The organism is Streptomyces sp. BL1, from assembly GCF_057628045.1.
Genome location: NZ_JBXYWZ010000002.1, coordinates 2,020,134 through 2,044,804 on the forward strand (window position 1 = coordinate 2,020,134; position 24,671 = coordinate 2,044,804).

A 24,671-nucleotide genomic window follows, 5' to 3' on the forward strand; every position below is an offset into this window, starting at 1 on the left:
GACACCGGTCGCACCCGCACACACGTGAAGGGCGCTCAGACGGCGACGAGCCGGACCCGGTCGCCGCACAGCTTCGTCATGTCGTCGATGTCGGACGTCAGCATGACAACGGGCCGCCGCTGCCGCAGAGCGACCTCTGCGACGGCGGCCTCGATCGCGTACTTGTGGCCGTGCAGCCCCGTGTCCGCGAGGAGGGCGGAGGCCGCTCTGGCGTTCTCGTCCGTGACGGGCTCCGAACGGAGCGTCGACAGCAGCCAGTTCAGGCGCGCTCGGTCCGTACGGGCGTGAACCGCCTCGATCAGCGTCATGGCGCAGTACATGACTTCCATACCGCGGGCCCGGGCCTCCGCAACCAGTGCCACCACAGGCTTTTCGTCTCCGATCAGCCCTGAGAGACCCGCACAGTCGAGGACGAGCGTCCCCTCGTGGCTCAACTTGCGGCGGGCCACTCGGCTTCCCCTCCGAGCGCCTCGTCGAAAGCCGTGCGTGCCCGCTCCCGGTCGGCGTCCGGAATCGGCCCCTCACGGCGTTCGTAGTCGGCCAGATACTCGTCGAGCGCCTGGCCGCGCAGCTCCCGCTCGACAGCGGCCGTGATGAACGCGGAGAACTCCCGCTTGCCCGCGCGCCCTCTTATCGCCTGGGCCGTGCCCTCGGGCAACGACAGGCTGACCCGGACCGCCGGGCCCTCACCGATGCCGTACTCCGTCTCCGCCATGCACTCTTTTTATCAAAGGAGTGGGAAACCCGTTACCCCCTCCGGAGGAGGAGCCGAAGGCCGGAGCGCGGTACTCGGGGCGGATGCGTCGGGTGGGGCTCGGGCGCAGGCTGGGGAGCATGACGGCATCGATCGTGGTGCACCCGCCCGGGCCCGACGGCGGCCGGCGGGTCACCTCCCACGGCAACACGCTCGGCCACGCGTACGGCATGGTCGACGTCATCGAGTTCCTGCGCAGGGTCGGGCTCGACGTGGCCACGATCGATCTGCACGACGAGACGCTCATCGAATGGTGCGAGGGCGGCCCCGACACCTGGCGCTGACCGCCCGCGGGGCGTCGGCGGCCGCCGCCGGCCCTGGGGATGAAACCGCCCGCCGCCGGCGTTGTCACTGATCACGGACGTGACCGGGTCGGAGCTGGAGGCAGGCGTGCACGGTGAGTACAAGGTTCCCGGGGGCAAGCTCGTTGTCGTGGACCTCGACGTCGAAGGGGGCGCGCTGCACGACGTGCGCGTGGCGGGGGACTTCTTCCTCGAACCCGACGACGCCATCCTCGCCATCGACGCGGCCCTCGAAGGCGCGCCCGCGAATACGGACGCGGCCGGCCTGGCAGCACGTATCGACGCGGCGCTTCCCGAATCCACCGTGATGCTCGGCCTGACCTCCGAAGGCGTCGCCACCGCTGTACGGCGGGCCCTCGCGCAGGCCACCGAGTGGGGCGACTACGACTGGCAGCTCATCCACGACACCCCGCAGCCTCCCGCCCTGCACATGGCCCTCGACGAGGTGATCGCCGCCGAGGTCGCCGCGGGGAACCGCCCTCCGACGCTCCGCGTGTGGGAGTGGGACTCCCCCGCCGTGATCATCGGCAGTTTCCAGTCGCTCCGCAACGAGGTCGATCTCGCCGGCACCGAGCGGCACGGCGTGGACGTCGTGCGCCGCATCTCCGGCGGCGGCGCCATGTTCGCCGAGCCGAAGAGCGCCATCACCTACTCCCTCGCCGTGCCCCAGTCGCTCGTGTCCGGACTCTCCTTCGCGGACAGCTACGCCTACCTCGACGACTGGGTCCTCGAAGCGCTCGGGGACATGAACATCAAGGCCTGGTACCAGCCGCTCAACGACATCGCCACCGAGGTCGGCAAGATCGCGGGCGCGGCACAGAAGCGCGTGGTGGGGCCCGACCACGGCCCCGGCGCAGTGCTGCACCACGTGACGATGTCCTACGACGTGGACGCGGACAAGCTGACGGACGTCCTGCGCATCGGCAAGGAGAAGCTCTCCGACAAGGGCACCAAGTCCGCCAAGAAGCGCGTCGACCCGCTGCGCCGCCAGACCGGCCTGCCGCGCGAGGAGGTCATCGACCGCATGATCGGCTCCTTCCGCAAGCGGTACGGCCTCACCACGGGCCGGGTGACCGACCACGAACTGGCCCGGGCCGAGGAACTCGTCCGCACGAAGTTCGGCAACCCGGAGTGGACCGCGCGCGTGCCGTGATCGCAGTCGTGGGCACCACGGCCTCAGAGTTGGGTGCCACGAGCGGCAAACAGCGGGATCGATAAATTCTCCGCTTCGGAAAGGCCGATACCGCATGCTAGCGTCGGCCTCAGTTGCAGTCGTGGTTCCGGACTTCCAGGCTTTCGTGGGCTCTTCAGCCACCGGAAAGCGGGCTCTGTCTTCAGCCATTACGTCCGGGCGGTACGCCACGACCGCAACCCGGTATCCGTGAATTGCGATTCCGGCGTGCTGACCCGAAGGAGATGACATGGCGTCCGGCACTGTGAAGTGGTTCAACGCAGCGAGGGGATTCGGGTTCATCGAGCAGGACGGCGGCGGCGCCGATGTGTTCGCCCACTTCTCGAACATCGCCGCCCAGGGCTTCGTCGAGCTGCTCGACGGCCAGAAAGTCACCTTCGACATCGTGCTGTACCCGAAGGGCCCCCTGGCCGAGAACATCGTTCCTGTCTGACGACATGACGCAACGAGCTGGGGCCGCACGCGAGTGCGTGCGGCCCCAGCTCGTTGTACGTGTCAGCGTCAGGCGGTGACGATGTTCTCCGCCTGCAGGCCCTTCTGGCCCTGCGTGACATCAAAGTTCACTGTCTGGCCTTCGAGCAGTTCGCGGAAGCCGGTGGCGTTGATGTTCGAGTAGTGGGCGAACACGTCAGCGCCGCCACCCTCCTGCTCGATGAAGCCGAAGCCCTTTTCCGCGTTGAACCACTTCACGGTGCCAGTAGCCAAAATAAATCTCCTTCAAGGCGGTACCCGGAACCTGCACTGTGCGGGAACCGGAGCTGCCGCGATGATAACCCTACGGAGAACCGAATACACAAGACTCTTTCCAGGTGCCCTGGAGGAGTGCCTTGGAGTTTGGGGAACCACAACCGCAACTGACGAAACCGTAACACGGGTCTTCCGGCGTGTGCGACGTTTCTCCGTTTCGGATTCGCGAGGTCAGGACTTCTCCCCGCGCATTACTCGTGTTTCTGTAACGGCGAAAAGAGAGTTCCATGTCCGGGCGGCTGTCGAAATTCGCCGGCCGGCTTCGAGCGGCGACGCCGAACGGGGTGGGGCCCTCGCTCCGGTTCCGTCTCCGTGGGCCCCCCGCGGACAAGGCGGCGTTCAGGCGCCGGTTCATCGCAGGGGGTGGGCCGGATGTCGTCAGGCGTCGGTCTTCGAGTCCGAGGATGCTTCCGGGTTGCGGAGCTGTTCGTTGATGCGCTGGGCCTCTTCGAGCTGGTCTTCCAGGATGATGATGCGGCAGGCCGCCTCCACGGAGGTGCCCTGGTCGACCAGTTCACGGGCCCGGGTGGCGAGCCTCAGCTGGTAGCGCGAGTAGCGGCGGTGGCCGCCCTCCGAGCGCAGCGGCACGATCAGCTTCGCCTCGCCGATGGCCCGCAGAAAAGCGGGCGTGGTGCCGAGCATCTCGGCGGCCCGCCCCATGGTGAAGGCGGGGTAATCGTCGTCGTCGAGATTGCTCGACGGGGTCGTGCGGTTTTCTGCGGCCACTGGCACCTCTCGGGTAACGCGCGTCGAGGGGCCCTGGCGCCGTACGGCACCAGGGCCCCGAGGGGATCAACACCATCTACCGGCTATATGCACCGGGTTCCTAGTCCGCACCGCCGTCCGGGAGGACGGGTACGGGGATCGCAGCTGCGTGACCGGGGACCACCTTCCAATCCGGGGCCTGCGGTACCCGGGCGGTTGTGCCTGCCCGGGCGATCCTGATGGCGCTTCTCTCCTCCTCCTTCTTCTTCTCTACTGATCTCTTCTGCACTGCTCGATACTGCGGAACTGCATGCGACCCCTGGGGTCGCCCGGCCCGGCGGCCAGCGGTGGAGCCCTCACCATCCGGCCACACCACTCGACCGCCGGTCCACAACTTCCTTGACCTGCATGCGGGGCAGATCCGTCCGCTGCCCCGCCCTTCTGATCTCTGCGAGTACGAGTAAGACACTACCCCCGGCACCCGCGCATGTCTACTCCCGCGATCACAGGTTTTCTCCAGGGTGGATATCCGTGAGTCTCATCCCTCCATATGACGGAAGCCTGCGCCAGCCGCTGCCGCTGTACTCCGGGACCGCCGGGCTCTCCAGGGCGACGGCGCGGCAGTACGGCGGTCTTGGCCGGCCCCTCACCGAGCCCGGCAGCGCGCACGCCCTGACTGTGATCCAGCACTCGTCGCGGGCATGCCACCGCAGCCACTAGGCTGGCGCGCGATCAAGGGAACTGCCACACGGGGGAGTCACGTCGGCATGACGCAGACCGAACGCCAACAGGGCCGCAAGACACGGAAGTTGCGGTCCAGCACCGTCGTACTCGGCAGCATGGGAGCGCTCGCGGCAGCGCTGTCCGGATGCGCCTCGGAGCCCGACAAGCGGTGCGTGGACAAGGACAGTTACGACGCCGTACGCGGCTACAAGACGCTCAGCGCGAGCCAGTGCGAGAGCGGCGCGGCGGGCAACCGGGCGGGCGCAGCGGCGAAGCCCGCGTCCTCGGCGGCGCAGGCGTCCACGGCCGTGCACGCCTCCACCGCCACGCACGCGTCCGGCGCGTCCACGGCGGCGCGGACCGCGGCGCGCAGCACCGAACCGCGCTGGTACTACGACGGGGAGACGGACGGACGCCGCGCCCACGACGGCACGTTCGACAGGAATCTCGCCGTCGAGCGCGGCGGCTTCGGCTGCGACGACGACGATTCGGACTCGTCCGGCACGTCCGGCGGCTGAGGCCCGGCGCACCGTGGAACGTCACACCATCGAACCCCGCCCCGGCTGGCAGCAGACCGTCGAGGAGCAGGGCTGCATCTACCCGCTCACCCGCTTCCCCGACGACTCGCTGCGGCCCTACTGGGACGAGAGCGCGTACTACTCGTTCGGCCTTCCCGAGGTGGAGGCGCTGGAGGAGGTCGTCGAGGAACTGCACGGCATGTGCCTGGAGGCGGCCGCGCACATCGTGGAACGGGACCGGTTCGCCGACCTGGGCATCACCGATCCGGCGCTCGTCGCGCGGATCAGCGAGGCATGGCGGCGGCGGGACGAACTCCCCTCCCTGTACGGCCGGTTCGACCTGAGCTACGACGGTACGGGTCCCGCGAAGCTGCTGGAGTACAACGCGGACACGCCGACGTCGCTGGTGGAGGCCGCCTCCCCGCAGTGGTTCTGGATGGAGGAGCGCTTTCCCGGCGCCGACCAGTGGAACTCGCTGCACGAGCGGCTGGTCGACGCGTGGAAGAAGCACGCGGCGCTGCTGCCGCCGGGCGCGCCGCTGCACTTCGCGCACTCGGCGGGCGACGAGCTCGGCGAGGACCTGATGACGGTCGCCTACCTCCAGGAGACCGCCGAGCAGGCCGGGTTGGAGACGGTGTCCATCCCCGTCGAGGAGATCGGCTGGGACCGGCTGTCGGGCCGCTTCGTCGACCAGCGGCTCAAGTTCGTCCGGGCCTGCTTCAAGCTGTATCCGTGGGAGTGGCTGGCGACCGACACGTTCGGCGGGCACGTCCTGGACACGCTGGACAACGGCGGCGGGACGGGCAGCACGCTGTGGATCGAACCGGCCTGGAAGATGCTGCTCTCCAACAAGGCGCTGCTGGCCGTCCTGTGGGAGCTGTACCCGGAGCACCCGAACCTGCTGCCGGCCCATCTCGACGGGCCGCGTGACCTGTCGCGTACGACGGGCTGGGCGGCGAAGCCGCTGCTGGGCCGGGAGGGCGCGGGCGTGACGCTCCACGAGCCGGGCACGGAGCCGTTCGTACGGGCCGAACAGTGCTGCTACCAGGCGCTGAACCCGCTCCCGGACTTCGACGGGAACCGTACGGTGCTCGGCGCGTGGGTCGTCGACGACGAGGCGGCCGGCCTCGGCATCCGCGAGTCGGCGGGCCCCGTCACGGACGAGTACGCCCGCTTCCTGCCGCACGTGATCCTGTAACCGCGGTCCGCTGTACGGCCGTTCGGGCTTCTAGGACGGCCGTCTGCGGAACGCGCGGCGGTAGGCGGCCGGGGTCGTGTGCAGCGCGCCCTGGAAGCGGCGGCGGAGGTTGGTCGCGGAGGACAGTCCGGCGCGGGTGGCGACGGCCTCCACGGGGAGGTCGGTGTTCTCCAGCAACTCCCGCGCGGCGGACAGCCGTTGCGCGAGGAGCCACTGGCCCGGGCTGGTGCCGAGCTGTTCGGTGAACCGGCGGGCGAGGGTGCGCGGCGAGACACCCTCGCGCGCCGCCATCTCCTCCACGCCGACCGGCTCGCCCAGCCGCTCGCCCACCCACTCCAGCAGCGGCGCGAGCGAGTCGGCCTCCCGTACCGGGGACTCCGCGGGCGCCGCGTACTGGAGCTGGCCGCCCTCCCGGTGCGGCGGCATCACCATGTGCCGGGCGACCCGGCCGGCGTACGCGGCGCCGTGGTCCTCCCGTACGAGGTGCAGGCACAAGTCGATGCCGGCGCCCGCTCCGGCGCTGGTGGCGACGTCGCCGTGGTCGATGTACAGCACGTCGGCGTCGACCGTGACCGCCGGGAAGCGGCGCGCCAGTTCGCCTGTCAGCCGCCAGTGCGTGGTGGCGCTCCGGCCGTCGAGCAGCCCGCTCGCGGCGAGGACGAACGCTCCGGAGCAGATGCTGATGACCCGCGCACCCCGCGCGTGGGCGGCGCGCAGCGCGTCGGCCAGCTCCGGCGGGACGTCGCCCGGTGTCCAGCCGGGGACGAGGACGGTGTCCGCTTCCTCCAGGGCTTCGAGCCCCTGCCGTACGAGCATGTCGTAGCCGCCGAGCGTGGCGACGGCTCCGGGCTCCACCGCGCACACGCCGAACGAGTAGCGCGGCGCGACGCCGGGCCGCCGGAGGCCGAACACCTCGGTGGCACAGGCCAGTTCGAAGGGCGACTGCGGCGAGTTCACCACGGCGGTGACGCGGTGCGGAGCGGCGTCCATGGCCTCGGCGGCATCCATGGCAGAAAAGTACCGCATCGCGTCTTTCCTGACACTGGGGCGGCGTCGCCTCCGCGACCAGGCTGGTCGCATGACCACACAGCAGAGCACCGGACAGCAGAGCACTGAGGAGCACAGCCCCGAGCGCGGCCCGAACGGCCCCGGCTACGAGTGGGCCCGCACCGGCGAGGCCCCGGTCCGTGAACTCTTCCCCGGCATCCGCCTGCGCCCCCTGTGGCGGGGCGGCGATTCCGGCGCGACGGCCCACGTACTGGAGATGGACCCGGGCAGCCGGTGGCAGGGCATCGACGTGCACGAGCCGGGCCCGGAAGAGGTGTACGTGGTGTCCGGCACCTTCAACGACGGCGAACACGACCACCCCGCGGGCACGTTCCTCCACGCCCCCGCCGGCTCCTGGCACATCCCCCAGACCACCACAGGCTGCACCCTCTTCCTCTTCTACCCGGAGGGCTGACGCCGCTTCGGGAGACACCGCTTCGGCCGGCCCTGCCTGGGGGTCAGTTCTGCAGGGCCGGGATGATGTCTGTGCCGTAGGCGTCGATGGTGGGTTCGATGGCGTCGTGCATGGCGTAGACGGCGAACTGGTCGACGCCCAGGGCGCGGAGTTCGCGGAGGCGGTCGATGTGGGTCTCGGGCGGGCCGAGCAGGCAGAAGCGGTCGACGATCGTGTCGGGGACGAAGGCCGTGTCCGGGTTGCCGGCGCGGCCGTGGTGCGCGTAGTCGTAGCCGTTCCGGGACTTGATGTACGAGGTGAGTTCGGACGGCACCGCGTCGGAGCGCTCCCCGTAGCGGGTGACGAGGTCGGCGACGTGGTTGCCGACCATGCCGCCGAACCAACGGCACTGTTCCCTGGCGTGCTCCAGCCCCTGCGGGGTGCCGTCGCTGACGTACGCGGGCGCGGCGACGCAGATGGTGACGTCGGAGGGGTCGCGGCCCGCCGACGCGGCCGCCTCGCGTACCGCCGTGACCATCCAGCCCGTCAGGTACGGGTCGGCCAACTGGAGGATGAAGCCGTCCGCTTCGCGTCCCGCGAGGGCCAGGGCCTTCGGCCCGTACGCGGCCATCCACACGGGCAGCCGGCCGTCCCGTACCCACGCGAGGCGCAGCGGCGTGCCGTCGACGTCCGTCTCGCGGCCCTCGGCGAGGTCCCGGATGACGCGCATCGCGTCGCTCAGTACGGCGAGGGTGTTGGGCTTGCGGCCGGCGACGCGCATCGCGGAGTCGCCGCGGCCGATGCCGCAGATGGTGCGGTTGCCGTACATCTCGTTGAGCGTGGCGAAGGTGGAGGCGGTGACCTCCCAGGCGCGGGTGCCCGGATTGGTCACCATGGGGCCGACGGTGAGCTTGGTGGTGTTGTCGAGGATGCGGCTGTGGATGACGTACGGCTCCTCCCACAGCACGGCCGAGTCGAAGGTCCAGCCGTGGCGGAAGCCGTTCCGCTCGGCGCGGCGCATCAGGCCGACGGTCCGCGCGCCGGGCGGGTCGGTCTGCAGGACGAGTCCGAAATCCACGGTGCTCCCCAGTGGTATGCGCCCGGACGGGCGTCGCTAGCCCAGCAGTTGACAGGTGCCGCGCGGTACGTACTGGCCGTGGCCCGCACGTCCGGTGAACTCCCGCCGGTCGATGACGGTCTCACCGCGCGAGAGCACCGTCTCGACGCGTCCGGTGACGCGTTTGCCCTCGTACGCCGAGTAGTCGACGTTCATGTGGTGCGTCTCGGCGGAGAGGGTCTGTTCGGCGTGCGGGTCGTAGAGCACGATGTCGGCGTCCGCGCCCGGCGCGAGGGTGCCCTTCTTCGGGTACAGGCCGAACATCCGGGCCGGCGTGGCGCAGGCCAGGTCGATCCAGCGGCGGCGCGTCAAGTGGCCCTCCACGACGCCCTGGTGGAGCAGGTCCATACGGTGCTCGACGCCCGGCATCCCGTTCGGGATCTTCGAGAAGTCGCCGCGGCCGAGCTCCTTCTGGCCCGAGAAGCAGAACGGGCAGTGGTCGGTGGAGACCACCTGGAGGTCGCCGGTGCGCAGCCCGCGCCACAGCGCGGCCTGGTGTTCGCGGGGCCGCAGCGGCGTGGAGCACACGTACTTGGCGCCGCCGAAGTCCGGCTCGGCCAGATTGTCCGTGGAGAGGAACAGATACTGCGGGCACGTCTCGCCGAAGACCGGATGCCCCGCGCGGCGCGCCTGCGACAGCTCGGTCACGGCTTCCTCCGCCGACACGTGCACCACGTACAGCGGCGCTCCGGCGACGCGCGCCAACTGGATGGCGCGGTGCGTCGCTTCGGCCTCCAGGAGCACCTTGCGGACCTCGCCGTGATACCGCGGATCGGTCCGTCCCGACTGGAGGGCCTGTTCGACGAGGACGTCGATGGCGATGCCGTTCTCCGCGTGCATCATGATCAGTCCGCCGTTGTCCGCGGAGCGCTGCATGGCGCGCAGGATCTGCCCGTCGTCGCTGTAGAAGACGCCCGGATAGGCCATGAACAGCTTGAACGACGTGATGCCCTCCTCGACGAGGAGGTCCATCTCCTTCAGCGTCCCCTGGTTCACATCGGAGAGGATCATGTGGAACGCGTAGTCGACGGCGCACTGCTGGTCGGCCTTCGCGTGCCAGTGGTCGAGCCCCTCGCGCAGCGGGTGGCCCTTCGTCTGCACGGCGAAGTCGACGATGGTGGTGGTGCCGCCCCAGGCCGCCGCACGCGTGCCGCTCGCGAAGTCGTCGGAGGAGAACGTCCCGCCGAACGGGAAGTCCATGTGGGTGTGTGCGTCGACACCGCCCGGCAGCACGTACTTGCCGGTGGCGTCGAGGACTTGGGCGTCGTCGCCCCAGGCCCGCGCCGCGTCGCTGCCGTGTGCGGCGAGCGCGGCGACGCGGCCGTCCTCGACGAGGACGTCGGCGTGCAGTTCGTCGGCCGCGGTGATGACGAGACCGCCGCGGACGACCGTACGGGTGCGGGTCACTGTGCCCCCCTCTTGCCGAGCCTGCTGTCTCCGAGCCTGTCGTCGGCCGCGCGCAGCGCCCGCTCCAGGATGGCCGCGCCCTCCTCCGCCTCCGCCACGGTCAGCGTCATCGGCGGGGCGATGCGCAGCACGCTGGCGGTGGCGTGGCCGCCGCCCTTGCCGACGAGGAGCCCGCCCTCGCGCGCGGCTTCGAGGACGTACGAGGCGGCTTCCGGCGAGGGCGTTCCGGTGCCGGGCAGCACCAGTTCGATGCCGGCCATCAGTCCGCGGCCGCGGACTTCGCGGACCACGCCGAGGGGTGCAGCCGCGGCCCGCAGCCGTTCCAGCAGCAGTCCGCCGACGCGGCGCGCGTTGCCCTGCAGGTCGTGTTCCAGCAGATAGCCGAGGTTGGCGTTGCCCGCCGCCATGGTGACCGGGCTGCCGCCGAAGGTGGAGAGGGAGTTGGCGCCGAGGCAGTTCATGACGTCGGCGCGGGCGACGACGCCGCCGATGGACATGCCGTTGCCGATGCCCTTGGCGAAGGTGAGGATGTCGGGCGGCCCGGCCCGGCCGTGCGCCTGCCAGCCCCAGAAGTGGTCGCCGGTCCTGCCCCAGCCGGTCTGCACCTCGTCGCTGATCCACAGGATGCCGTGCCGCTGGAGCACTTCGCGGAACGCGCCGAACAGTCCGTCAGGCGGGGAGGTGAACCCGCCGACGCCCTGCACCGGTTCGGCGATCAGCGCGGCGACGTTGCCGCCGGTCTGCCCGAGCACGTCCTCCAGGTCGTCGACGCAGGCCGCGATGAAGGACTCGTCGTCGAGGTGCGCGTACGGGCCGCGGGTACGGACGGAGCCGTGCACGTAGAGGGTCTGCAGCGGCGAGAGACTCGTCGGCGACCAGGAGCGGTTGCCGGTGATGCCGATCGCCGAGAACGACCGGCCGTGGTAGCTGTTCCGCATCGCCAGGATCTGATTGGACTGGCGGTACGCGGTGGCGAGCAGCAGCGCGGTGTCGTTGGCCTCGGTGCCTGAGGTGGTGAAGAAGACGCGCGCGTCCGGGATTCCGGAGAGCGCGGCGATCCGCTCGGCGAGCTCCACCATGGGCCGGTTGAGGTAGAGCGTGGACGTGTGCAGGACGCGTCCGGCCTGTTCGCTGACGGCCTTGGTGACCTCGGGCAGCGCGTGCGCGGTCATGGTGGTGAGGATGCCGCCGAAGAAGTCCAGGTAGCGGTTGCCGTCGCCGTCCCAGACGTACCGGCCCTCGCCGTGGGTGAGTTCGATGGGCCGCCCGTAGTTGAGGGCGAGCCAGTCGGGCAGGACGGCGCGGTGCCGGTCGTAGAGCTCGCCACTGGAGTCGTGCATCACGGCTGCACCAGTCCCTCGTACGCGTCGGGCCGTCGGTCGCGGTAGAAGGCCCACTGCTGCCGGACCTCGTCGATCAGCGCGAAGTCCAGGTCGCGGACGAGGAGTTCTTCTTCTTTGTCATTGGCGACCTCGCCGACGAACTGGCCGCGCGGGTCGACGAAATAGCTGCTGCCGTAGAAGTCGTTGTCGCCGTACTCCTCGGTGCCGACGCGGTTGATGGCGGCGATGAAGTACTCGTTGGCGACGGCCGCCGCGGGCTGCTCCAGCTGCCACAGATACGCGGAGAGACCGCGGGAGGTGGCGGAGGGGTTGTAGACGAGCTGCGCGCCGGCGAGGCCGAGTTCGCGCCAGCCCTCGGGGAAGTGCCGGTCGTAGCAGATGTAGACGCCGACGCGGCCCACGGCGGTGTCGAAGACGGGCCAGCCGAGGTTGCCAGGGCGGAAGTAGAACTTCTCCCAGAAGCCCTTCACCTGCGGGATGTGGTGCTTGCGGTAGGCGCCGAGCACCGTGCCGTCGGCGTCGATGACGGCGGCGGTGTTGTAGTAGAAGCCCGAGTCCTCGACCTCGAAGACGGGGACGACGATCACCATGCCGGTCTCCGCCGCGAGCTCCTGCATCCGGCGTACGGTCGGCCCGTCCGGCACCGGCTCGGCCCACTTGTAGTGCTCGGGGTCCTGCACCTGGCAGAAGTACGGGGCGTTGAAGACCTCTTGGAAGCCGATGATCCGGGCACCCTGCGCCGCGGCGGCGCGGGCGTGCTCCTCATGCTTCGCGATCATGGATTCGGTGTCGCCCGTCCAGGTTGCCTGGACCAGGGCGGCACGCACGACGTCGGGCATGATCGGCTCCTCCGTAAGGGCGTCAGCCGCTTCGACACGCGTAGATCACGTGAGGTTGTGACCGTAAAACCCCGGGTCGTCCGTGGCAAGACCATCTGCGGGACGTCGCGGGATCTGCCCCGATTCGCCGCGGCGCGGGGGCGCCTGACGGGTCGTTACCCGTACGTAACCTACTGACGGGTTACCTGAGGTAAGCAACTCTGCTTACTCTTCGGTCACTTCAGTGGTCCGGCGCCTCCCGTGTGCGGGGCCGCCGTGACGCAGCACCTCTGCTCACCCCCCATGACGACGACGTCTGGAGCAGTACATGACGGTCTCCCCCGGGCACCGGACCGCCCCCTCCCCCGCGGCCAGGAGCGCCGCGCGCCGCACCGTGGTCACGGCCGTGGCGGCCGGCCTCGTCGCCACGGGATCGCTGGCGGCGGCGCCGGACGTGCACGCGGCGCCTGCCGCGCAGGTCTCGCCGGGCGGGCACGTCTCGTCGGCCGGGAACGCCTCGTCGGCCGGGCACACCGGGGCCGCTCCCGCGGCGGCCGGGCAGTCCGGCGGCGGCATCCGGTTCGCCGACATCCCGGGCTCCGGCGGGATCGCCCTCAAGGGCAACGCCGTCACCCCGCGCGGCGCCGCGCCCGGCGAGCGGTTCCCCGTCATCGTGCTGCCGACCAGCTGGAGCATGCCGCAGGTCGAATATCTGGCGCAGGCGCAGAAGCTCGCCGACTCCGGCTATGTGGTGGTCAGTTACACCTCGCGGGGCTTCTGGCGGTCCGGCGGAAAGATCGAGACGGCCGGGCCGCAGGACGTCGCGGACGCCTCGAAGGTCATCGACTGGGCGCTGGCCCACACGCCCGCCGACCCGCGGAAGGTCGGCATGGCGGGCGTGTCGTACGGCGCGGGCATCAGCCTGTTGGCCGCCGGACACGACAAGCGGATCCGGTCGGTGGCCGCGCTCAGCGGCTGGGCGGACCTCATCGGCTCCATCTACAGCGGGCGTACGCAGCACGCGCAGGCGGCCGGGCTGCTCGGCGGCGCGGGCGAGCTCACCGGCCGGCCCAGCGACGAACTCCGGCAGACGCTCAAGGACTTCCTCTCCTCCCGGCTCGACAAGGAGGACGAGATGATCGCCTGGGGGAAGAAGCGTTCCCCCGCGACGTACCTCGACAAGATCAACCGGAACGGCGCGGCGATCATGCTGGGCAACGCGTGGGGCGACTCGATCTTCCCGCCGAACCAGTACGCGGACTTCTACGAGAAGCTCAAGGGCCCCAAGCGGCTGGAGTTCCGCCCCGGCGACCACGCCACGGCGGAGGCGACGGGACTGCTCGGGCTGCCCAACGACACGTGGACGAGTGCGCACCGGTGGTTCGACCGCTACCTCAAGGGCGAGCGGAACGGCGTCGACCACGAGGCGCCCGTACGGCTCAAGTCCCGCTCCACCGGCGCGTACGAGGGGTACCGCAGCTGGCAGGACGTCCCCTCGCAGCGGACTTCGCTGCCGCTGCGCGGCACGCAGCGCATCGACGGGCGCGACTCCGGCGCGAACGGCGGCGTGATGCTGCTGTCCAACACCCTCGACCAGTTCCTCCGGACCCCGCCGTCGGTCAACGTGCCGCTGCTGTCGCGCTCGCGCGCGGCGGTGTGGCAGAGCGAGCGGTACGCGTCGCAGCAGCGGGTGCGGGGGACGGCGAACCTCCGCACGACGGTGACGAGCGGCAACGAGAGCGGTACGGGGGTCGCGTACCTGTACGACGTGGGGCCGCTCGGTACGGGGAAGCTGGTTTCGCATGCGCCGTTCACCTTCCACGGGAAGACGCCGGGTGCGCCGTTCGGCGTGAACGTCGACCTCTTCTCGACGGCGTACGACGTGCCGGCGGGTCACCGCCTGGCCGTCGTGGTCGACGGCGCGGACCCCCTCTACATCGACCACAACCCACGCCCCGCGTCCCTCACCCTGACCGGCACCACCTTGACCGTCCCGGTGAGGGACTAGCCCCTGCGCGCTGCGCTGTGGGCAGTCTGCGCCAGGGGCGCAGGGTGGGCACAGCGCAGAACCGCACCCGCGCAGGGTTCGCACCCCGCACCCACACTCGACAGGCAAACTTGCAAGTTTGGCTGTCGCTCGCTTAGCGTGGACTCATGCCCGACGCCGAGCAGGACCGAATCGCCACCGACCTCGCCACCGTCGTCGGCGGGATGATGCGGCGGCTCAGGGCCGCGTCGCCGGTCGGCGAACTGTCGCCCTCCATGCGTTCGGTGCTCAACCGTGTGCACAGTGGCGGGCCGACCACGATCGCCGCGCTCGCGCGTGCGGAGCTCGTGCGGCCGCAGTCGATGCGGGCGACCGTCGGCGCGCTGGAGGAGCGCGGGCTGCTGGAGCGCAGTGCGCATCCCAGTGACGGGCGGCAGGTCGTGTTCGACTTCACCGAGGAGGGCCGCCGTACGTTGAGCGAGCTGCGTCGCGCGAAGTACGACTGGCTGGCGGAGGCGATCGGCACCCGGCTCGCGCCGGAGGAGCAGCGCACGCTCGACGAGGCCGCCGCGCTCATGAAGCGGCTGATCGAGGAATGAGCCGCGGCGGCACGGCGCCGAGCGACAGCGCACCCCCTCACATACCCGCCTTCGGCGCCCGCCTCATGACGCCGATGCTGCTCGGCGCCGTGCTGAATCCGGTCAACTCCACGATGATCGCCACGGCATTGGTCGCCATCGGGCACGGTTTCGGCGTCGGCTCCGCCGACACCGCGTGGCTCGTCGCCTCGCTGTATCTGGCGAGCGCCGTCGCGCAGCCCACCATGGGGAAGCTGGCCGATCTGCTCGGCGCGCGCCGGGTGTTCCAGGCCGGTCTTGTCGTCGTGGTGGCCGCGGGTGTCGTGGGCGCGGCGGCGCCCGCGTTCGGGTGGCTGATCGTGTCGCGGGTGCTGCTGGGCATCGGCACGTCCGCCGCGTACCCGTGCGCGATGACGATGCTCCGCAGTCGCGCGGCCGAACTGGGCGCGCCCGTACCGCGTACGGTGCTGGCGCGGCTCTCGCTCGCCTCGCTCGGCAGCGCCGCCGTGGGCCCCGTGCTCGGCGGCGCGCTCGCGGCGACGCTCGGCTGGCGCGCCATCTTCGCCGTCAACGTCCCCGTGGCGCTGGCCGGTCTGCTGCTCGCCGCGCTGTGGCTGCCCAAGGACTCCCGCACGACGCCAGGGAACGGCCCGCGCCGTTCCGTCGACGGGCTCGGGATTCTGCTGTTCGCCGCGGCCCTCACCGCCGGGATGCTGTTCCTGATGGATCTCCGGCATCCGCAGTGGCTGCTCCTGGCGCCGTTCGCCGCACTCGGCGCGGCCCTCGTGTGGTGGCAGTTGCGCCGCCCGGAACCGTTCCTCGATCTGCGCATGCTCGCCGGCAACGGCCCGCTCGTCCGCACCTATCTGCGGCACGGGCTGGCGTATCTGGTCATCTACCTCGTCATGTACGGCTTCGCGCAGTGGCTGGAGGACGCGCACGGGATGTCCGCGTTCCACGCGGGGCTCGTCACGCTGCCCATGTCCCTTGCCGCCGCGGCGTGTTCGCTGCTGGGTGCCCGTACGAAGGGGATCCGCGGGCCGCTCGCCCTGTCGGGGCTGCTGCTCCTCGCGGGTTCCGGCGTGCTGCTGGTCTCCGGGCACGCCACGCCGGTCGCGCTGCTGCTCGTGGCGGCGGTGCTGTTCGGGATGCCGCAGGGCCTGGCCGGTACGGGAAACCAGGCCGCGGTCGCCGCTCAGGCCCCGCGGGACGGGGTGGGCGCGGCGGCCGGACTCCAGCGCACCGCACAGTACTTGGGGGCCATCACCGCCTCCAGCCTCATCGCGCTCTGTTACGGGACCCGCGCCGACGACGCGGGCCTGCACCAGATCGCCGGCGCGGCGGGCCTGCTCAGCCTGGCCCTGCTCGCACTCACCCTCACCGACCGCGCGCTGCGCCGGCCCGCCGCGCACAGCACTGCCGCGCCGGTGACCGCACCACAGAAAGAGAAGGCCCCGCAGTCATGACAGCCACCACGCTCGACCCCCGTACGGCACTTGTCGTCGTCGACCTCCAGAAGGGCATCACCGCGCTGCCCACCGTCCACCCCGCCGAGCCCGTCATCGAACGTTCGGCGCGGCTCGCCGAGGCGTTCCGCGCGAAGGAACTCCCGGTGGTGCTCGTCAACGTGACGGGCGGCGCCCCCGGACGTACGGAGGCCGCCGGCGGCAACGGTGCGGCGCCGCCCGCCGACTGGGCCGAGCTGCGGCCCGAACTCGGCGTCCGCGACAGCGACATCCTCGTCAGCAAGCAGCAGTGGGGCGCCTTCCATGGCACGGCCCTCGATCTGGAGCTGCGCCGCCGCGGTGTCACGCAGATCGTGCTGACCGGCATCGCCACGAGCATCGGCGTGGAGTCGACGGCCCGCGCCGCGCACGAACTCGGCTACCACGTCACCCTCGCGACGGACGCGATGACCGACCTGGACGCCGACGCGCACGAGAACAGCATCGAGCGGATCTTCCCGCGGCTCGGCGAACGCGACACGACGGACGCGCTGCTGAAGCTGCTGGGCTGACAAGCACCCCGCCGCGGGTGCCCGTGCGGATGTCGGGCGGCTGCGGCCTCGCTGTGGCCGGGTTCGCGCAGTTCCCCGCCGCTCCTTCGGGGCGCCACCGCACGCGGCCCCCGCACAGCACTCAGCCCGCCTCCGGGACCCCCGGAAGCCCCGTGCCGCGCAGCGCGTTGGCGAGGGAACGGTAGTGGTGGTCCGACACCTCACCGGAGGCGGTGAGCAGCGCGGGGACGAGGACGTCGGGGCCCGCGTACGCGCAGCGGGCGACCTCCACAGGAGTACGGGACCGTACGAGCGCCGCCAGCAGGAGCGTCACCTCCGTGAACCGGCCCGCCGCGTACAGCGCGAGGGCCGCAGCGGCGGTCTCGTCCACGGGGCGGGCGGCGCCCTGCCGCAGCAGCTGCGCGCAGTCGGCGTCGCGGCCGGTCGCCGCGAGGGAGTCCGCCGCGGCGGCGAGCGCTTCGGGCGGCAGCGACGCCGCCTCCCACAGCAGGGTCGCGCCGTCCGCCGCCCTCCCGGACTGCTCCAACTCGGCTGCGAGCGCGGCCAGTTCGAGAGCGGGACCGGCGGCGGCCGCGCACAGGAGTACGTGCGCCTCGCCGCCGCGGTCCTCGGCGTGCAGCGCGGCGAGCTGCCGTACGGTGTCGCGGGCCCGTTCCCGCGCCGCGGAGAGCTCTCCGGGGCCGGGGTCGTGGTGTTCGGGTTCCACCCGCTCGACGGCCCCGGCGAACCGGGCCCCGCCCCGGGCCGGTCCGGCAGCCGCGGCATCCATGCCGGGCGGCACGAGGGAGGGCCCCTCGTCCGTGCCCTCCGCGCCCGCGAACCGTGAACCCCGGCCGCGCGTCCGCCTCTTGGCAGCCCGCGCCTTCTTCCCGGAGGGCGGCGCCTGTACGGGCCCGGCCGCCGCTCCCCCGCCCGGTCCGCCGGTCTCCGCCGCCGGACCGGGCCCCGCCGGCGCGTGCCCGGCCGGCTCGTCGCCCCGGGCCGCGGACGCGGGCGCGGGTGAGGTCCCGGGAGCGGACTCCCCCACGGGCTCCGCGCCCCCCTGCGACCGGGAGCCGTCCGGCGCCTCCGCCGCCTGCCGCGAAGGGCCCGCGCGCTCCCCGTCCGGCGCCTCGGCGACCTCGCCCCCGAAGAACCCGGCAGACCCGGCGGACCCGGCGGACCCGGCGACCTCGCCTCCACCCGCCGACTCCGGCTGCCACACGCCCTGTTGCTGTGTATACGGAATGTCCTCCAGCGCGTACCCGCCCCGACGGCGCGCACCGGCGTCCGCGCCGACCGCCCCACCCGCCTCACGCGGCCCCGGGGCGAAGGCGCGGAGCCGTGCTTCGAGTTCGGCGCAGCGTGATGCCGTACGGGCGTGGTAGTCGCGGGCCCAGGCCAGGTCCGCGGCGCCTGCCGGGCCCGCCGCCGTCAGTGCGTGCACGCGGGACGCCGCCGCGTCCCGTTCCCCGCGGGCGGTGTCCAGCCGGCCGCGCAACGCGCCTTCCCCGCCGGAGAGTTCGTCGTACGCACGGACCGCCGGCCCGTACCTCTCCGCCAGTTCCGCCTGCGCGTCGTCCGCCACGCGGTGCCCGTGCCGCTCCGCCACGTCGTGCAGCAGCGACGCGACCACGTCCCACGGCGGGATCTCGCGGCCTTCGAGGCAGTCCCGCATGCCGTCCGGGTCGCCCTCGGTGAACACCGCGTACCAGCCGGCGTGCGGCGCGAGCAGCGCCGTCAGCCGGCGCAGGCCGTCGGCGAAGGCGGCGACGGCACCCCCGGGCGGGGGCGCGGTCACGGTATCCGGAACGGACGGTTCTGCCATGGGCGGCATTGGACACCACCGTGTTTCGGGCGGTGTTACGTACGGGCTAAGCCCCCATTTCCTTCTCCGCTCAGAGAGGGGCCGGCTGCGCTCAGAGAGGGGTCCCGTCCCCGCTCGTCACGAGGTCCCGCACGCTGATGGGGAGTTGCCGCACCCGTACGCCGGTGGCGTGGTGCACGGCGTTGGCGAGCGCCGGGGCGACGCCGACCGCGCCGAGTTCGCCGATGCCCTTCGCGCCGATCGGGCTGGCGATCTCGTCGAAGTCGTCGACGAAGGCCACGTCGATCTCCCCGATGTCCGCGTTGACCGGTACGGCGTATCCGGCGAGGTTCTTGCTGCCGAAGCGGCCGAAGTGTTCGTCGAAGCGGGAGTCCTCCAGCAGGGCCTGGCCGAGGCCCCAGGCGATGCCGCCGGTCATCTGGCTGCGGGCGGCGAGCGGGTTCACGATGCGGCCCGCCGCGTAGACGCCGGTGCACCGGGACATCCGTACGGTGCCGAGCTGTTCGTCGACCCGCACTTCCGCGAAGACCGCGCCGTACGTGTGCGTCGAGTACGCGCCCGCGTCCGCCGTGCCCGGTGTCCAGGTGGCCTCGGCGATGAGTTCCTCGCCCTCCGCGGGCCCGTCGCCCGCCGCCAGCCACCCCTGGAGGGTGACCGCGGCGGCGTGCACCGCGGAGCCGAGGCCCATGGTCTTGCTGGAGCCGGCCGTCATGAAGGTCGTCGGCAGGGTGGAATCGCCCCAGTCCAGGCGCCGGACCTCGGAGGGGTGGATGCCCAGCACCTCGGCGACGAGGATCGCCATCATGCCGGGCTGGCCGGTGCCGATCTCCTCCGTACCGGCCTGCACCATGATGTTCCCGCCGCGGTCCACGCCGACCCGCGCCGTGGAGGGGAAGCGGAAGGTGTCCATGGTGGCGGCGGCCATGCCCCAGCCGATGAGTTCGTCGCCCTCCCGCCAACTGCGGGGTGTGGCGGGGCGCCTGGCCCAGCCGAACCGTTCCGCACCCTCCAGCAGGCACGCCCGCTGTTCCCGCGAGGAGAACGGCAGCCCGCTCATGGGGTCGGTCTGCGGCTCGTTGCGCAGCCGGAGCTCGACGGGGTCGACGCCTGCGGCAAGGGCGAGTTCGTCCATCGCGGACTCCAGCGCGAACATGCCGGGTCCCTCGTGCGGGGCCCGCATCGGCGTCGGCATGGCGCGCGTGACGTGCCGGATGCGGCGCCGCACCTCCAGCGCGGGGCTCGCGTACATCCACGTGCTTCCGGCCGTCATCTCCTCGGAGTGGTCGCCGTCGAGGGAGGAGGCGTTGACGGCGTGGTGCCGCACCGCGGTGAGACGGCCGTCCCTGTCGGCGCCGAGGGTGACGGTCTGCCGGGTACGGGGCTGGTGTCCGCACGAGGTGTACATCTGCGCGCGGGACAGCACGAGTTTGACGAGCCGGCCGGTGACCTTCGCGGCTGCCGCGGCGAGGATCTGGTGCGGCCAGATGTACCCCTTGCAGCCGAAACCGCCGCCCGTGTAGCGGCAGTTGACGCGGACGTCGTCGGCCGGGATGCCGAAGGCGGCGGCGAGGGCGTCCCGGGTCAGGAAGACGGACTGCACGGAGTCGTTCACTGTCAGCTTGCCGTCGTCCCACGAGGCGTACGTGGCGGACGGTTCCATGGGGTTGTGGTGCCGGTCGGCGGTCTCGTACGTACCGCCCGCGGTGACGTGTGCGGCGGCGAGGCCGCCGGCTGTGTCGCCCTTCTCCTCGTCCGGCGGGGTCATGGTGATCTGCGACGTCACGTCCTTCGCCGCCTCGAAGGCGAGGACGGGCCGTACGTCGGCGTACTCGACGCGCACCAAGCCGGCCGCGTACCGGGCCTGTTCGGGCGTGCCGGCGAGCACCACGGCCAGCGGCTGCCCCTCGTACCGCACCTCGTCGGCCAGGGCGCCGTGCATCGGGAACAGGGGCTGCCCGAGCACGGGCGCCGACTCCGGTGTCATGGGCGGGAGTTCGGCCGCGGTGAGCACCGCGCGGACACCTGCGGCGGCCCGTGCCGCCGCCGTGTCGATGCCGGCGAGCCGGGCGTGCGCGACGGTCGCGGTGACCAGCACGGCGTGGTCGGCGCCGTCGGCGGGCGTGTCGCCGGAGTAGCGGGCCGCGCCGGTGAGCTTCGCCGGCCCGTCGGGGCGCCGGAAGCCGTCGGTGGGCGGTGAGGCGGTCATGACTGCTCCCCGTTCTCGTGGGCGCCGGCGCCGGCGGCGGGGGCCTGCGTGCTGCTGTCGGCGTCGGGGATCTCCGTGCCGCGGCCGGCCGTGGCGCCGTTCGCCGTGCCGCGGTGGGCGGCGTCGCGCAGCGCCCGGAGGGCGGTTCGCAGGGCGAGTTCCTTCTTGTACGCGTTCCGGCCGCCGGGCAGCGGCCGCGCGTCCTCGAACGAGAGCTCCAGGGCGCGGCGTTGGCCCGCCGTGTCGTACAGGCCGACGCCCACGAGCGCCTCCTCGGCCGCGTACAGCCGCCAGGGCCGGTGGGCGACGCCGCCGAGCGCGATCCGTACGCCGGAGAAGACGCCCTCCTCCGACGGCACCTCCGACGGCGCCACCGACGCGGCGGCGGACACCAGGGCGAATTCGTACGAGGCGCGCTCGCGGACCTTCACATAGCGCGAACTCCAGCCGTCCGCACCGAAGTAGAGCAGCACGGACAGGATCAGCTCGCCCGGCTGCAGCGCGGTGTGCTGTTCGGGCGGTGCGTCCTGCGGGGTGAGGTGGAACTCCTCCGCCGGTATCTGGCGCCAGCCGCCGTCGGCCTCCCGGACGGTGATCCTGGCGTTGAGCACGGCGAGTGCCACGGCGATGTCGGAGGGGTGGGTGGCGACGCACTCCTCGGTCCAGCCGAACAGTGCGTGCGTCTCCGTCTCTCCGGACTGGAGCGCGCCACAGCCGGAGCCGGGGCGGCGCTTGTTGCAGGGCAGCTGCTCGTGGTCGGCGCGGAAGTACGGGCAGCGGGTGCGCTGTTGGAGGTTGCCGCCGAGGGTGGCCATGTTGCGCAGCTGCGGGGAGGCGGCGGCGCGCAGCGCGTCGCCCAGCGCCCCGGGCGCCGTGAACTTCTCCGCGAGGTCGCTCAGCCGGGCGAGGGCGCCGATGACCTGTCCGGCGCGGCCGTAGGCCACGCTGTCCAGCGGCAGACCGCCGATGTCGACCAGCCGGTCGGGGGTCTCGATGCCCTCCTTCATCCAGTTGAGCAGTTCGGTGCCGCCCGCGAGGAGCTGGGTGCCGGGCTCGGCCAGCGCGGCGAGGGCCGCGTCCTCGTCGGCGGCCCGCAGATACACGAACTCCTTCATGACCGGCCTCCGTTGGCTGTGCCGCCGTCCGTACGGGTGCGGCCCGCGCCGGGTTGTTCCGTGCCGCCCGTGACCGTGCCGGCCGTAGCCGTTCCGCCCGTATCCATACCGCCCGTATCCGCGCCGGACTGTTCCGCCACGGCGGCGATGGCGGCGGTGATCTGCGGGTAGGCGGCGCAGCGGCACAGGTTGCCGCTCATCCACTCGCGGATCTCCGCCGCGTCGCGGGTGTGCCCCTCCCGGACACAGGCGACGGCGGACATCAGCTGGCCCGGAGTGCAGTAGCCGCACTGCAAGGCGTCGTAGTCGTGGAACGCCTGCTGCATGGGGTGAAGTTGGCCGTTCGCGGTAGCCAGACCCTCGACAGTGGTGACCTCCCGCTCCCCGGCCGCGAGTGCCAGGGTGAGACAGGACAGCACCCGGCGGCCGTCCACGTGCACGGTGCAGGCACCGCACTCGCCCCGGTCACAGCCCTTCTTCGCGCCGGTCAGGCCGAGATGGTCGCGCAGCAGGTCCAGCAGCGTGGTCCGGGCGTCGACACCCGGCAGTTCTTGTTTCTCCCCGTTGACGGTGAGGAACAGCGTCGGTTCACCGTTTGTCGTCATGCGAAGGTCATAGCTGATGACGGCCGCAGCGGCGAGCGCCCCCGCACATCTCGGTACAGGGGCGCTCGGTGCGCTGCCGCGCGGTCACCCGCGCGGGCTCACGGACCCGGCATCACGGACCCGGCATCAGGTGCCCGGCATCCGCGGGTCACCGCGGCTCACTTCTGCGGATGCACCACCATCGCGGAGCCGCCGCCGCGCCGTTCGCGTTCGGCCGCGGCGAGCCAGCGGCCGTCCGGCAGCCGCTGTACGCCGGTGGCCGCGCCGATCTCCGCGGTCTTCTTGAACTTGTGGCCCAGCTGCTCCAGTTGGGCCCGTACGGGGCTGTCGTACAGCTTCGGCTCGATGTCGGTCGTGGCCGCGTTGCGCTGGCTGGCACGGGGCGCGGCGATGGCGTCGACCAGCGGCATGCCCCGGTCGACGTGGTTGACCAGGGACTGCAGCACCGTCGTGATGATGGTGGCGCCGCCGGGTGAGCCGAGCGCGAAGACGGGCTTGCCGTCCTTCGTCACGATCGTCGGCGACATCGAGGAGCGGGGCCGCTTGCCCGGGCCCGGCAGGTTCGGGTCGTGTACGCCCTCCTGTGCCGGGGTGAAGGAGAAGTCGGTGAGCTCGTTGTTGAGCAGGAAACCGCGGCCCGGCACGGTGATGCCGCTGCCGCCGGTCTGCTCGATCGTCAGCGTGTAGGCGACGACGTTGCCCCACTTGTCGGAGGCCGTCAGATGCGTGGTGTTCGGGCCCTCGTACGTGGTGGGCGCCGCCTTCTCGCCGCCGGAGCCGCAGCCCTTCGGGTGGCGCGGGTCGCCGGGCGCGACGGGGCTGGTGAGGGCCTTGCCGTCGTCGATGAGGCACTCGCGGGAGTCCGCGAACCGCTGCGACAGCAGCCCCTTCGTGGGCACGTCCTCCTGCGAGGGGTCGCCGACCCAGCGGCCGCGGTCCGCGAACGCGAGGCGGCTCGCCTCCAGATAGCGGTGCAGATACTGCTTCTGGCTCAGCTTCCCCATGTCGCTGTTCTCGAGGATGTTGAGGGCCTCGCCGACGCTCGTGCCGCCGGAGGACGACGGCGCCATGCCGTACACGTCGAGGCCCCGGTACTCGCTCTTGGCCGGCTTCTGGTCCCGCACCTCGTACGCGCGCAGGTCATGTGCCGTCATGTCGCTCGGCCGCACGGTGCGTTGGGCGCCGTCGGCCACGGGCGGCTTGCGTACGGTCCGCACCACGTCGCGGCCGATGTCCCCCTTGTAGACGGCGTCCGGGCCCTTGCGGGCCAACTCGTCGTACGTACGGGCCAGATCGGGGTTCTTCAGCGTCGAGCCGACGGCGGGCGGGCGGCCGCCGGGGAGGAACAGCTTCGCGGTGGCGGGGAAGTCCTTGAACCGCTTCTCGTTGTCGGCGGTCTGCTGCCGGAACGTCTTGTCGACCTCGAAGCCGTCCCGGGCCAGCCGGGTGGCGGGCCGCAGCGTGTCACCGAGCCGCTTGCTGCCCCACTTGTCCAGCGCCGCCTGCCAGGTGGCGGGCGTACCGGGCGTGCCGACGCCCAGCCCGCTGGTGACGGCCTCGTCGAACGGAATTGGCTTGCCGTCCTCGCCGCGCAGCAGATTCTTGTCGGCGCTCAGCGGCGCCTTCTCCCGGCCGTCGAGGGTGCCGATCCTGCCGGTCTTCGCGTTGTAGTGCACGAAGTAGCCGCCGCCTCCGACGCCCGCCGAGTACGGCTCGGTCACGCCGAGCGCCGCGGCCGTGGCCACCGCCGCGTCCGCGGCGTTGCCGCCCTTGCGGAGCACCTCGATACCGGCGGCGGACGCGTCCGGGTCCACGCTGGACACGGCGCCGCCGCTGCCCGTGGCGACCGGCGACTTGGCGGGCGTACCGGCGGGCGCCGTACCCGAACTCCCGTTGTCACGTGGGGTGTCCGGCGGGGTCATGGTCCCCGCGGCGAGCGTGCCCACGGCGGCGGCCGCCGCGGTGCAGGCGGCGAGGAGTCTGACGGACCGGCGGTGGCGCGGACGCGGATGCCGCATGGCGTTCCTCCTGTCGACCGAAGATCCACGCACACTAGCCCCGATGTCACGCACACGTCAGCACCACTACACT

24 protein-coding genes are annotated in these 24,671 nt (G+C 71.8%); 10 read left to right on the forward strand and 14 right to left on the reverse strand.

Annotated features, from left to right (window positions below):
• Positions 1 to 35: 35 nt before the first annotated feature.
• Together AC3AGO_RS09030 and AC3AGO_RS09035 are read right to left on the reverse strand one after the other, a co-directional pair.
• Positions 36 to 449, reverse strand: a complete 414-nt coding sequence (locus AC3AGO_RS09030) for a DNA-binding protein (RefSeq protein WP_487819625.1) — start codon at positions 447 to 449, stop codon at positions 36 to 38.
• Entirely contained in the window at positions 431 to 715 is a 285-nt protein-coding gene (locus tag AC3AGO_RS09035; RefSeq protein WP_487819626.1) for a hypothetical protein, read from the reverse strand. The genes AC3AGO_RS09030 and AC3AGO_RS09035 overlap by 19 nt, the downstream gene beginning before the upstream one ends.
• A 119-nt stretch (positions 716 to 834) precedes the next feature.
• On the opposite strand from AC3AGO_RS09035, the gene AC3AGO_RS09040 reads away from it, so the two are divergent.
• The 3 genes from AC3AGO_RS09040 (at position 835) to AC3AGO_RS09050 (ending at position 2,681) form a co-directional block, all read left to right on the forward strand.
• Positions 835 to 1,038 carry a hypothetical protein gene (locus AC3AGO_RS09040; protein WP_487819627.1) on the forward strand — a complete coding sequence of 68 codons (204 nt, stop codon included), beginning with the start codon at positions 835 to 837 and terminating at the stop codon, positions 1,036 to 1,038.
• A gap of 106 nt (positions 1,039 to 1,144) precedes the next feature.
• Positions 1,145 to 2,209 carry a lipoate-protein ligase LplAB gene (lplAB, locus tag AC3AGO_RS09045; RefSeq protein WP_487824582.1) on the forward strand — a complete coding sequence of 355 codons (1,065 nt, stop codon included), beginning with the start codon at positions 1,145 to 1,147 and terminating at the stop codon, positions 2,207 to 2,209.
• Positions 2,210 to 2,477: 268 nt separating this feature from the next.
• Positions 2,478 to 2,681 (forward strand): cold-shock protein, encoded by a 204-nt coding sequence (locus AC3AGO_RS09050; protein ID WP_487819628.1) that lies wholly within the window; start codon positions 2,478 to 2,480, stop codon positions 2,679 to 2,681.
• A 68-nt stretch (positions 2,682 to 2,749) separates the two neighbouring features.
• Here the strand turns inward: AC3AGO_RS09050 and AC3AGO_RS09055 are convergent, their stop codons facing one another.
• Entirely contained in the window at positions 2,750 to 2,953 is a 204-nt protein-coding gene (locus tag AC3AGO_RS09055) for a cold-shock protein (protein WP_487819629.1), read from the reverse strand.
• 420 nt (positions 2,954 to 3,373) lie between these two features.
• A complete protein-coding gene (locus tag AC3AGO_RS09060; RefSeq protein WP_487824583.1) occupies positions 3,374 to 3,655 on the reverse strand; it encodes a MerR family transcriptional regulator in 282 nt (93 codons plus the stop codon).
• A gap of 812 nt (positions 3,656 to 4,467) precedes the next feature.
• Between AC3AGO_RS09060 and AC3AGO_RS09065 the strand changes: the two genes are divergently transcribed.
• Both AC3AGO_RS09065 and AC3AGO_RS09070 read left to right on the forward strand, forming a co-directional pair.
• A complete protein-coding gene (locus tag AC3AGO_RS09065) occupies positions 4,468 to 4,941 on the forward strand; it encodes a hypothetical protein (protein ID WP_487819630.1) in 474 nt (157 codons plus the stop codon).
• A gap of 13 nt (positions 4,942 to 4,954) precedes the next feature.
• Positions 4,955 to 6,139: a glutathionylspermidine synthase family protein gene (locus AC3AGO_RS09070; protein ID WP_487819631.1), complete on the forward strand. Its 1,185-nt coding sequence runs from the start codon at positions 4,955 to 4,957 to the stop codon at positions 6,137 to 6,139.
• Between the two features lie 30 nt (positions 6,140 to 6,169).
• On the opposite strand, the gene AC3AGO_RS09075 is transcribed toward AC3AGO_RS09070, so the two are convergent.
• On the reverse strand, positions 6,170 to 7,147 hold the full coding sequence (locus tag AC3AGO_RS09075) for a helix-turn-helix domain-containing protein (protein ID WP_487819632.1): 978 nt from the start codon (positions 7,145 to 7,147) through the stop codon (positions 6,170 to 6,172).
• A 70-nt stretch (positions 7,148 to 7,217) separates the two neighbouring features.
• Here AC3AGO_RS09075 and AC3AGO_RS09080 point away from each other — a divergent pair, with 70 nt between their 5' ends.
• Complete coding sequence (locus tag AC3AGO_RS09080; RefSeq protein WP_487819633.1) at positions 7,218 to 7,601, forward strand: cupin domain-containing protein; 384 nt, start codon at positions 7,218 to 7,220, stop codon at positions 7,599 to 7,601.
• A gap of 43 nt (positions 7,602 to 7,644) precedes the next feature.
• Here the strand turns inward: AC3AGO_RS09080 and AC3AGO_RS09085 are convergent, their stop codons facing one another.
• From AC3AGO_RS09085 to AC3AGO_RS09100, 4 genes are read right to left on the reverse strand one after another with little or no spacing between them, the layout of a single operon-like run.
• Entirely contained in the window at positions 7,645 to 8,658 is a 1,014-nt protein-coding gene (locus AC3AGO_RS09085; protein ID WP_487819634.1) for a TIGR03842 family LLM class F420-dependent oxidoreductase, read from the reverse strand.
• 36 nt (positions 8,659 to 8,694) lie between these two features.
• Entirely contained in the window at positions 8,695 to 10,104 is a 1,410-nt protein-coding gene (gene hydA, locus AC3AGO_RS09090) for a dihydropyrimidinase (RefSeq protein WP_487819635.1), read from the reverse strand.
• On the reverse strand, positions 10,101 to 11,444 hold the full coding sequence (locus tag AC3AGO_RS09095; protein ID WP_487819636.1) for an aspartate aminotransferase family protein: 1,344 nt from the start codon (positions 11,442 to 11,444) through the stop codon (positions 10,101 to 10,103). The genes hydA and AC3AGO_RS09095 overlap by 4 nt, the downstream gene beginning before the upstream one ends.
• Positions 11,444 to 12,286, reverse strand: coding sequence for a nitrilase-related carbon-nitrogen hydrolase (locus AC3AGO_RS09100; RefSeq protein ID WP_487819637.1), 843 nt, complete (start codon positions 12,284 to 12,286; stop codon positions 11,444 to 11,446). Before AC3AGO_RS09100 ends, AC3AGO_RS09095 begins: the two co-directional genes overlap by 1 nt.
• A 307-nt stretch (positions 12,287 to 12,593) precedes the next feature.
• Between AC3AGO_RS09100 and AC3AGO_RS09105 the strand changes: the two genes are divergently transcribed.
• The 4 genes from AC3AGO_RS09105 (at position 12,594) to AC3AGO_RS09120 (ending at position 16,847) form a co-directional block, all read left to right on the forward strand.
• Complete coding sequence (locus AC3AGO_RS09105) at positions 12,594 to 14,273, forward strand: CocE/NonD family hydrolase (protein WP_487819638.1); 1,680 nt, start codon at positions 12,594 to 12,596, stop codon at positions 14,271 to 14,273.
• A gap of 146 nt (positions 14,274 to 14,419) precedes the next feature.
• Positions 14,420 to 14,851 (forward strand): MarR family winged helix-turn-helix transcriptional regulator, encoded by a 432-nt coding sequence (locus AC3AGO_RS09110; protein WP_487819639.1) that lies wholly within the window; start codon positions 14,420 to 14,422, stop codon positions 14,849 to 14,851.
• A complete protein-coding gene (locus AC3AGO_RS09115; RefSeq protein WP_487819640.1) occupies positions 14,848 to 16,296 on the forward strand; it encodes an MFS transporter in 1,449 nt (482 codons plus the stop codon). The genes AC3AGO_RS09110 and AC3AGO_RS09115 overlap by 4 nt, the downstream gene beginning before the upstream one ends.
• Positions 16,293 to 16,847 carry an isochorismatase family protein gene (locus tag AC3AGO_RS09120; protein WP_487819641.1) on the forward strand — a complete coding sequence of 185 codons (555 nt, stop codon included), beginning with the start codon at positions 16,293 to 16,295 and terminating at the stop codon, positions 16,845 to 16,847. Before AC3AGO_RS09115 ends, AC3AGO_RS09120 begins: the two co-directional genes overlap by 4 nt.
• 121 nt (positions 16,848 to 16,968) lie before the next feature.
• Here the strand turns inward: AC3AGO_RS09120 and AC3AGO_RS09125 are convergent, their stop codons facing one another.
• From AC3AGO_RS09125 to ggt, 5 genes are all read right to left on the reverse strand, one after another.
• On the reverse strand, positions 16,969 to 18,654 hold the full coding sequence (locus AC3AGO_RS09125; protein WP_487819642.1) for a hypothetical protein: 1,686 nt from the start codon (positions 18,652 to 18,654) through the stop codon (positions 16,969 to 16,971).
• 91 nt (positions 18,655 to 18,745) lie between these two features.
• A complete protein-coding gene (locus tag AC3AGO_RS09130) occupies positions 18,746 to 20,860 on the reverse strand; it encodes a xanthine dehydrogenase family protein molybdopterin-binding subunit (protein WP_487819643.1) in 2,115 nt (704 codons plus the stop codon).
• Positions 20,857 to 21,975, reverse strand: coding sequence for an FAD binding domain-containing protein (locus tag AC3AGO_RS09135; protein WP_487819644.1), 1,119 nt, complete (start codon positions 21,973 to 21,975; stop codon positions 20,857 to 20,859). The genes AC3AGO_RS09130 and AC3AGO_RS09135 overlap by 4 nt, the downstream gene beginning before the upstream one ends.
• Entirely contained in the window at positions 21,972 to 22,580 is a 609-nt protein-coding gene (locus tag AC3AGO_RS09140) for a (2Fe-2S)-binding protein (RefSeq protein WP_487819645.1), read from the reverse strand. Before AC3AGO_RS09140 ends, AC3AGO_RS09135 begins: the two co-directional genes overlap by 4 nt.
• Positions 22,581 to 22,738: 158 nt before the next feature.
• The gene (ggt, locus tag AC3AGO_RS09145; protein ID WP_487819646.1) at positions 22,739 to 24,598 is read right to left on the reverse strand and encodes a gamma-glutamyltransferase; all 1,860 of its coding nucleotides are present in this window, start codon (positions 24,596 to 24,598) and stop codon (positions 22,739 to 22,741) included.
• Positions 24,599 to 24,671 lie beyond the last annotated feature (73 nt).

Coding starts and splice junctions, on each gene's coding strand:
- AC3AGO_RS09035 (WP_487819626.1), bottom strand. CDS start 715: ATGGCGGAGACGGAGTACGGCATCGGTGAGGGCCCGGCGGTCCGGGTC.
- AC3AGO_RS09040 (WP_487819627.1), top strand. CDS start 835: ATGACGGCATCGATCGTGGTGCACCCGCCCGGGCCCGACGGCGGCCGG.
- AC3AGO_RS09050 (WP_487819628.1), top strand. CDS start 2,478: ATGGCGTCCGGCACTGTGAAGTGGTTCAACGCAGCGAGGGGATTCGGG.
- AC3AGO_RS09060 (WP_487824583.1), bottom strand. CDS start 3,655: ATGGGGCGGGCCGCCGAGATGCTCGGCACCACGCCCGCTTTTCTGCGG.
- AC3AGO_RS09065 (WP_487819630.1), top strand. CDS start 4,468: ATGACGCAGACCGAACGCCAACAGGGCCGCAAGACACGGAAGTTGCGG.
- AC3AGO_RS09075 (WP_487819632.1), bottom strand. CDS start 7,147: ATGGATGCCGCCGAGGCCATGGACGCCGCTCCGCACCGCGTCACCGCC.
- AC3AGO_RS09080 (WP_487819633.1), top strand. CDS start 7,218: ATGACCACACAGCAGAGCACCGGACAGCAGAGCACTGAGGAGCACAGC.
- AC3AGO_RS09095 (WP_487819636.1), bottom strand. CDS start 11,444: ATGCACGACTCCAGTGGCGAGCTCTACGACCGGCACCGCGCCGTCCTG.
- AC3AGO_RS09100 (WP_487819637.1), bottom strand. CDS start 12,286: ATGCCCGACGTCGTGCGTGCCGCCCTGGTCCAGGCAACCTGGACGGGC.
- AC3AGO_RS09105 (WP_487819638.1), top strand. CDS start 12,594: ATGACGGTCTCCCCCGGGCACCGGACCGCCCCCTCCCCCGCGGCCAGG.
- AC3AGO_RS09110 (WP_487819639.1), top strand. CDS start 14,420: ATGCCCGACGCCGAGCAGGACCGAATCGCCACCGACCTCGCCACCGTC.
- AC3AGO_RS09115 (WP_487819640.1), top strand. CDS start 14,848: ATGAGCCGCGGCGGCACGGCGCCGAGCGACAGCGCACCCCCTCACATA.
- AC3AGO_RS09120 (WP_487819641.1), top strand. CDS start 16,293: ATGACAGCCACCACGCTCGACCCCCGTACGGCACTTGTCGTCGTCGAC.
- AC3AGO_RS09125 (WP_487819642.1), bottom strand. CDS start 18,654: ATGGCAGAACCGTCCGTTCCGGATACCGTGACCGCGCCCCCGCCCGGG.
- AC3AGO_RS09130 (WP_487819643.1), bottom strand. CDS start 20,860: ATGACCGCCTCACCGCCCACCGACGGCTTCCGGCGCCCCGACGGGCCG.
- AC3AGO_RS09135 (WP_487819644.1), bottom strand. CDS start 21,975: ATGAAGGAGTTCGTGTATCTGCGGGCCGCCGACGAGGACGCGGCCCTC.
- AC3AGO_RS09140 (WP_487819645.1), bottom strand. CDS start 22,580: ATGACGACAAACGGTGAACCGACGCTGTTCCTCACCGTCAACGGGGAG.
- ggt (WP_487819646.1), bottom strand. CDS start 24,598: ATGCGGCATCCGCGTCCGCGCCACCGCCGGTCCGTCAGACTCCTCGCC.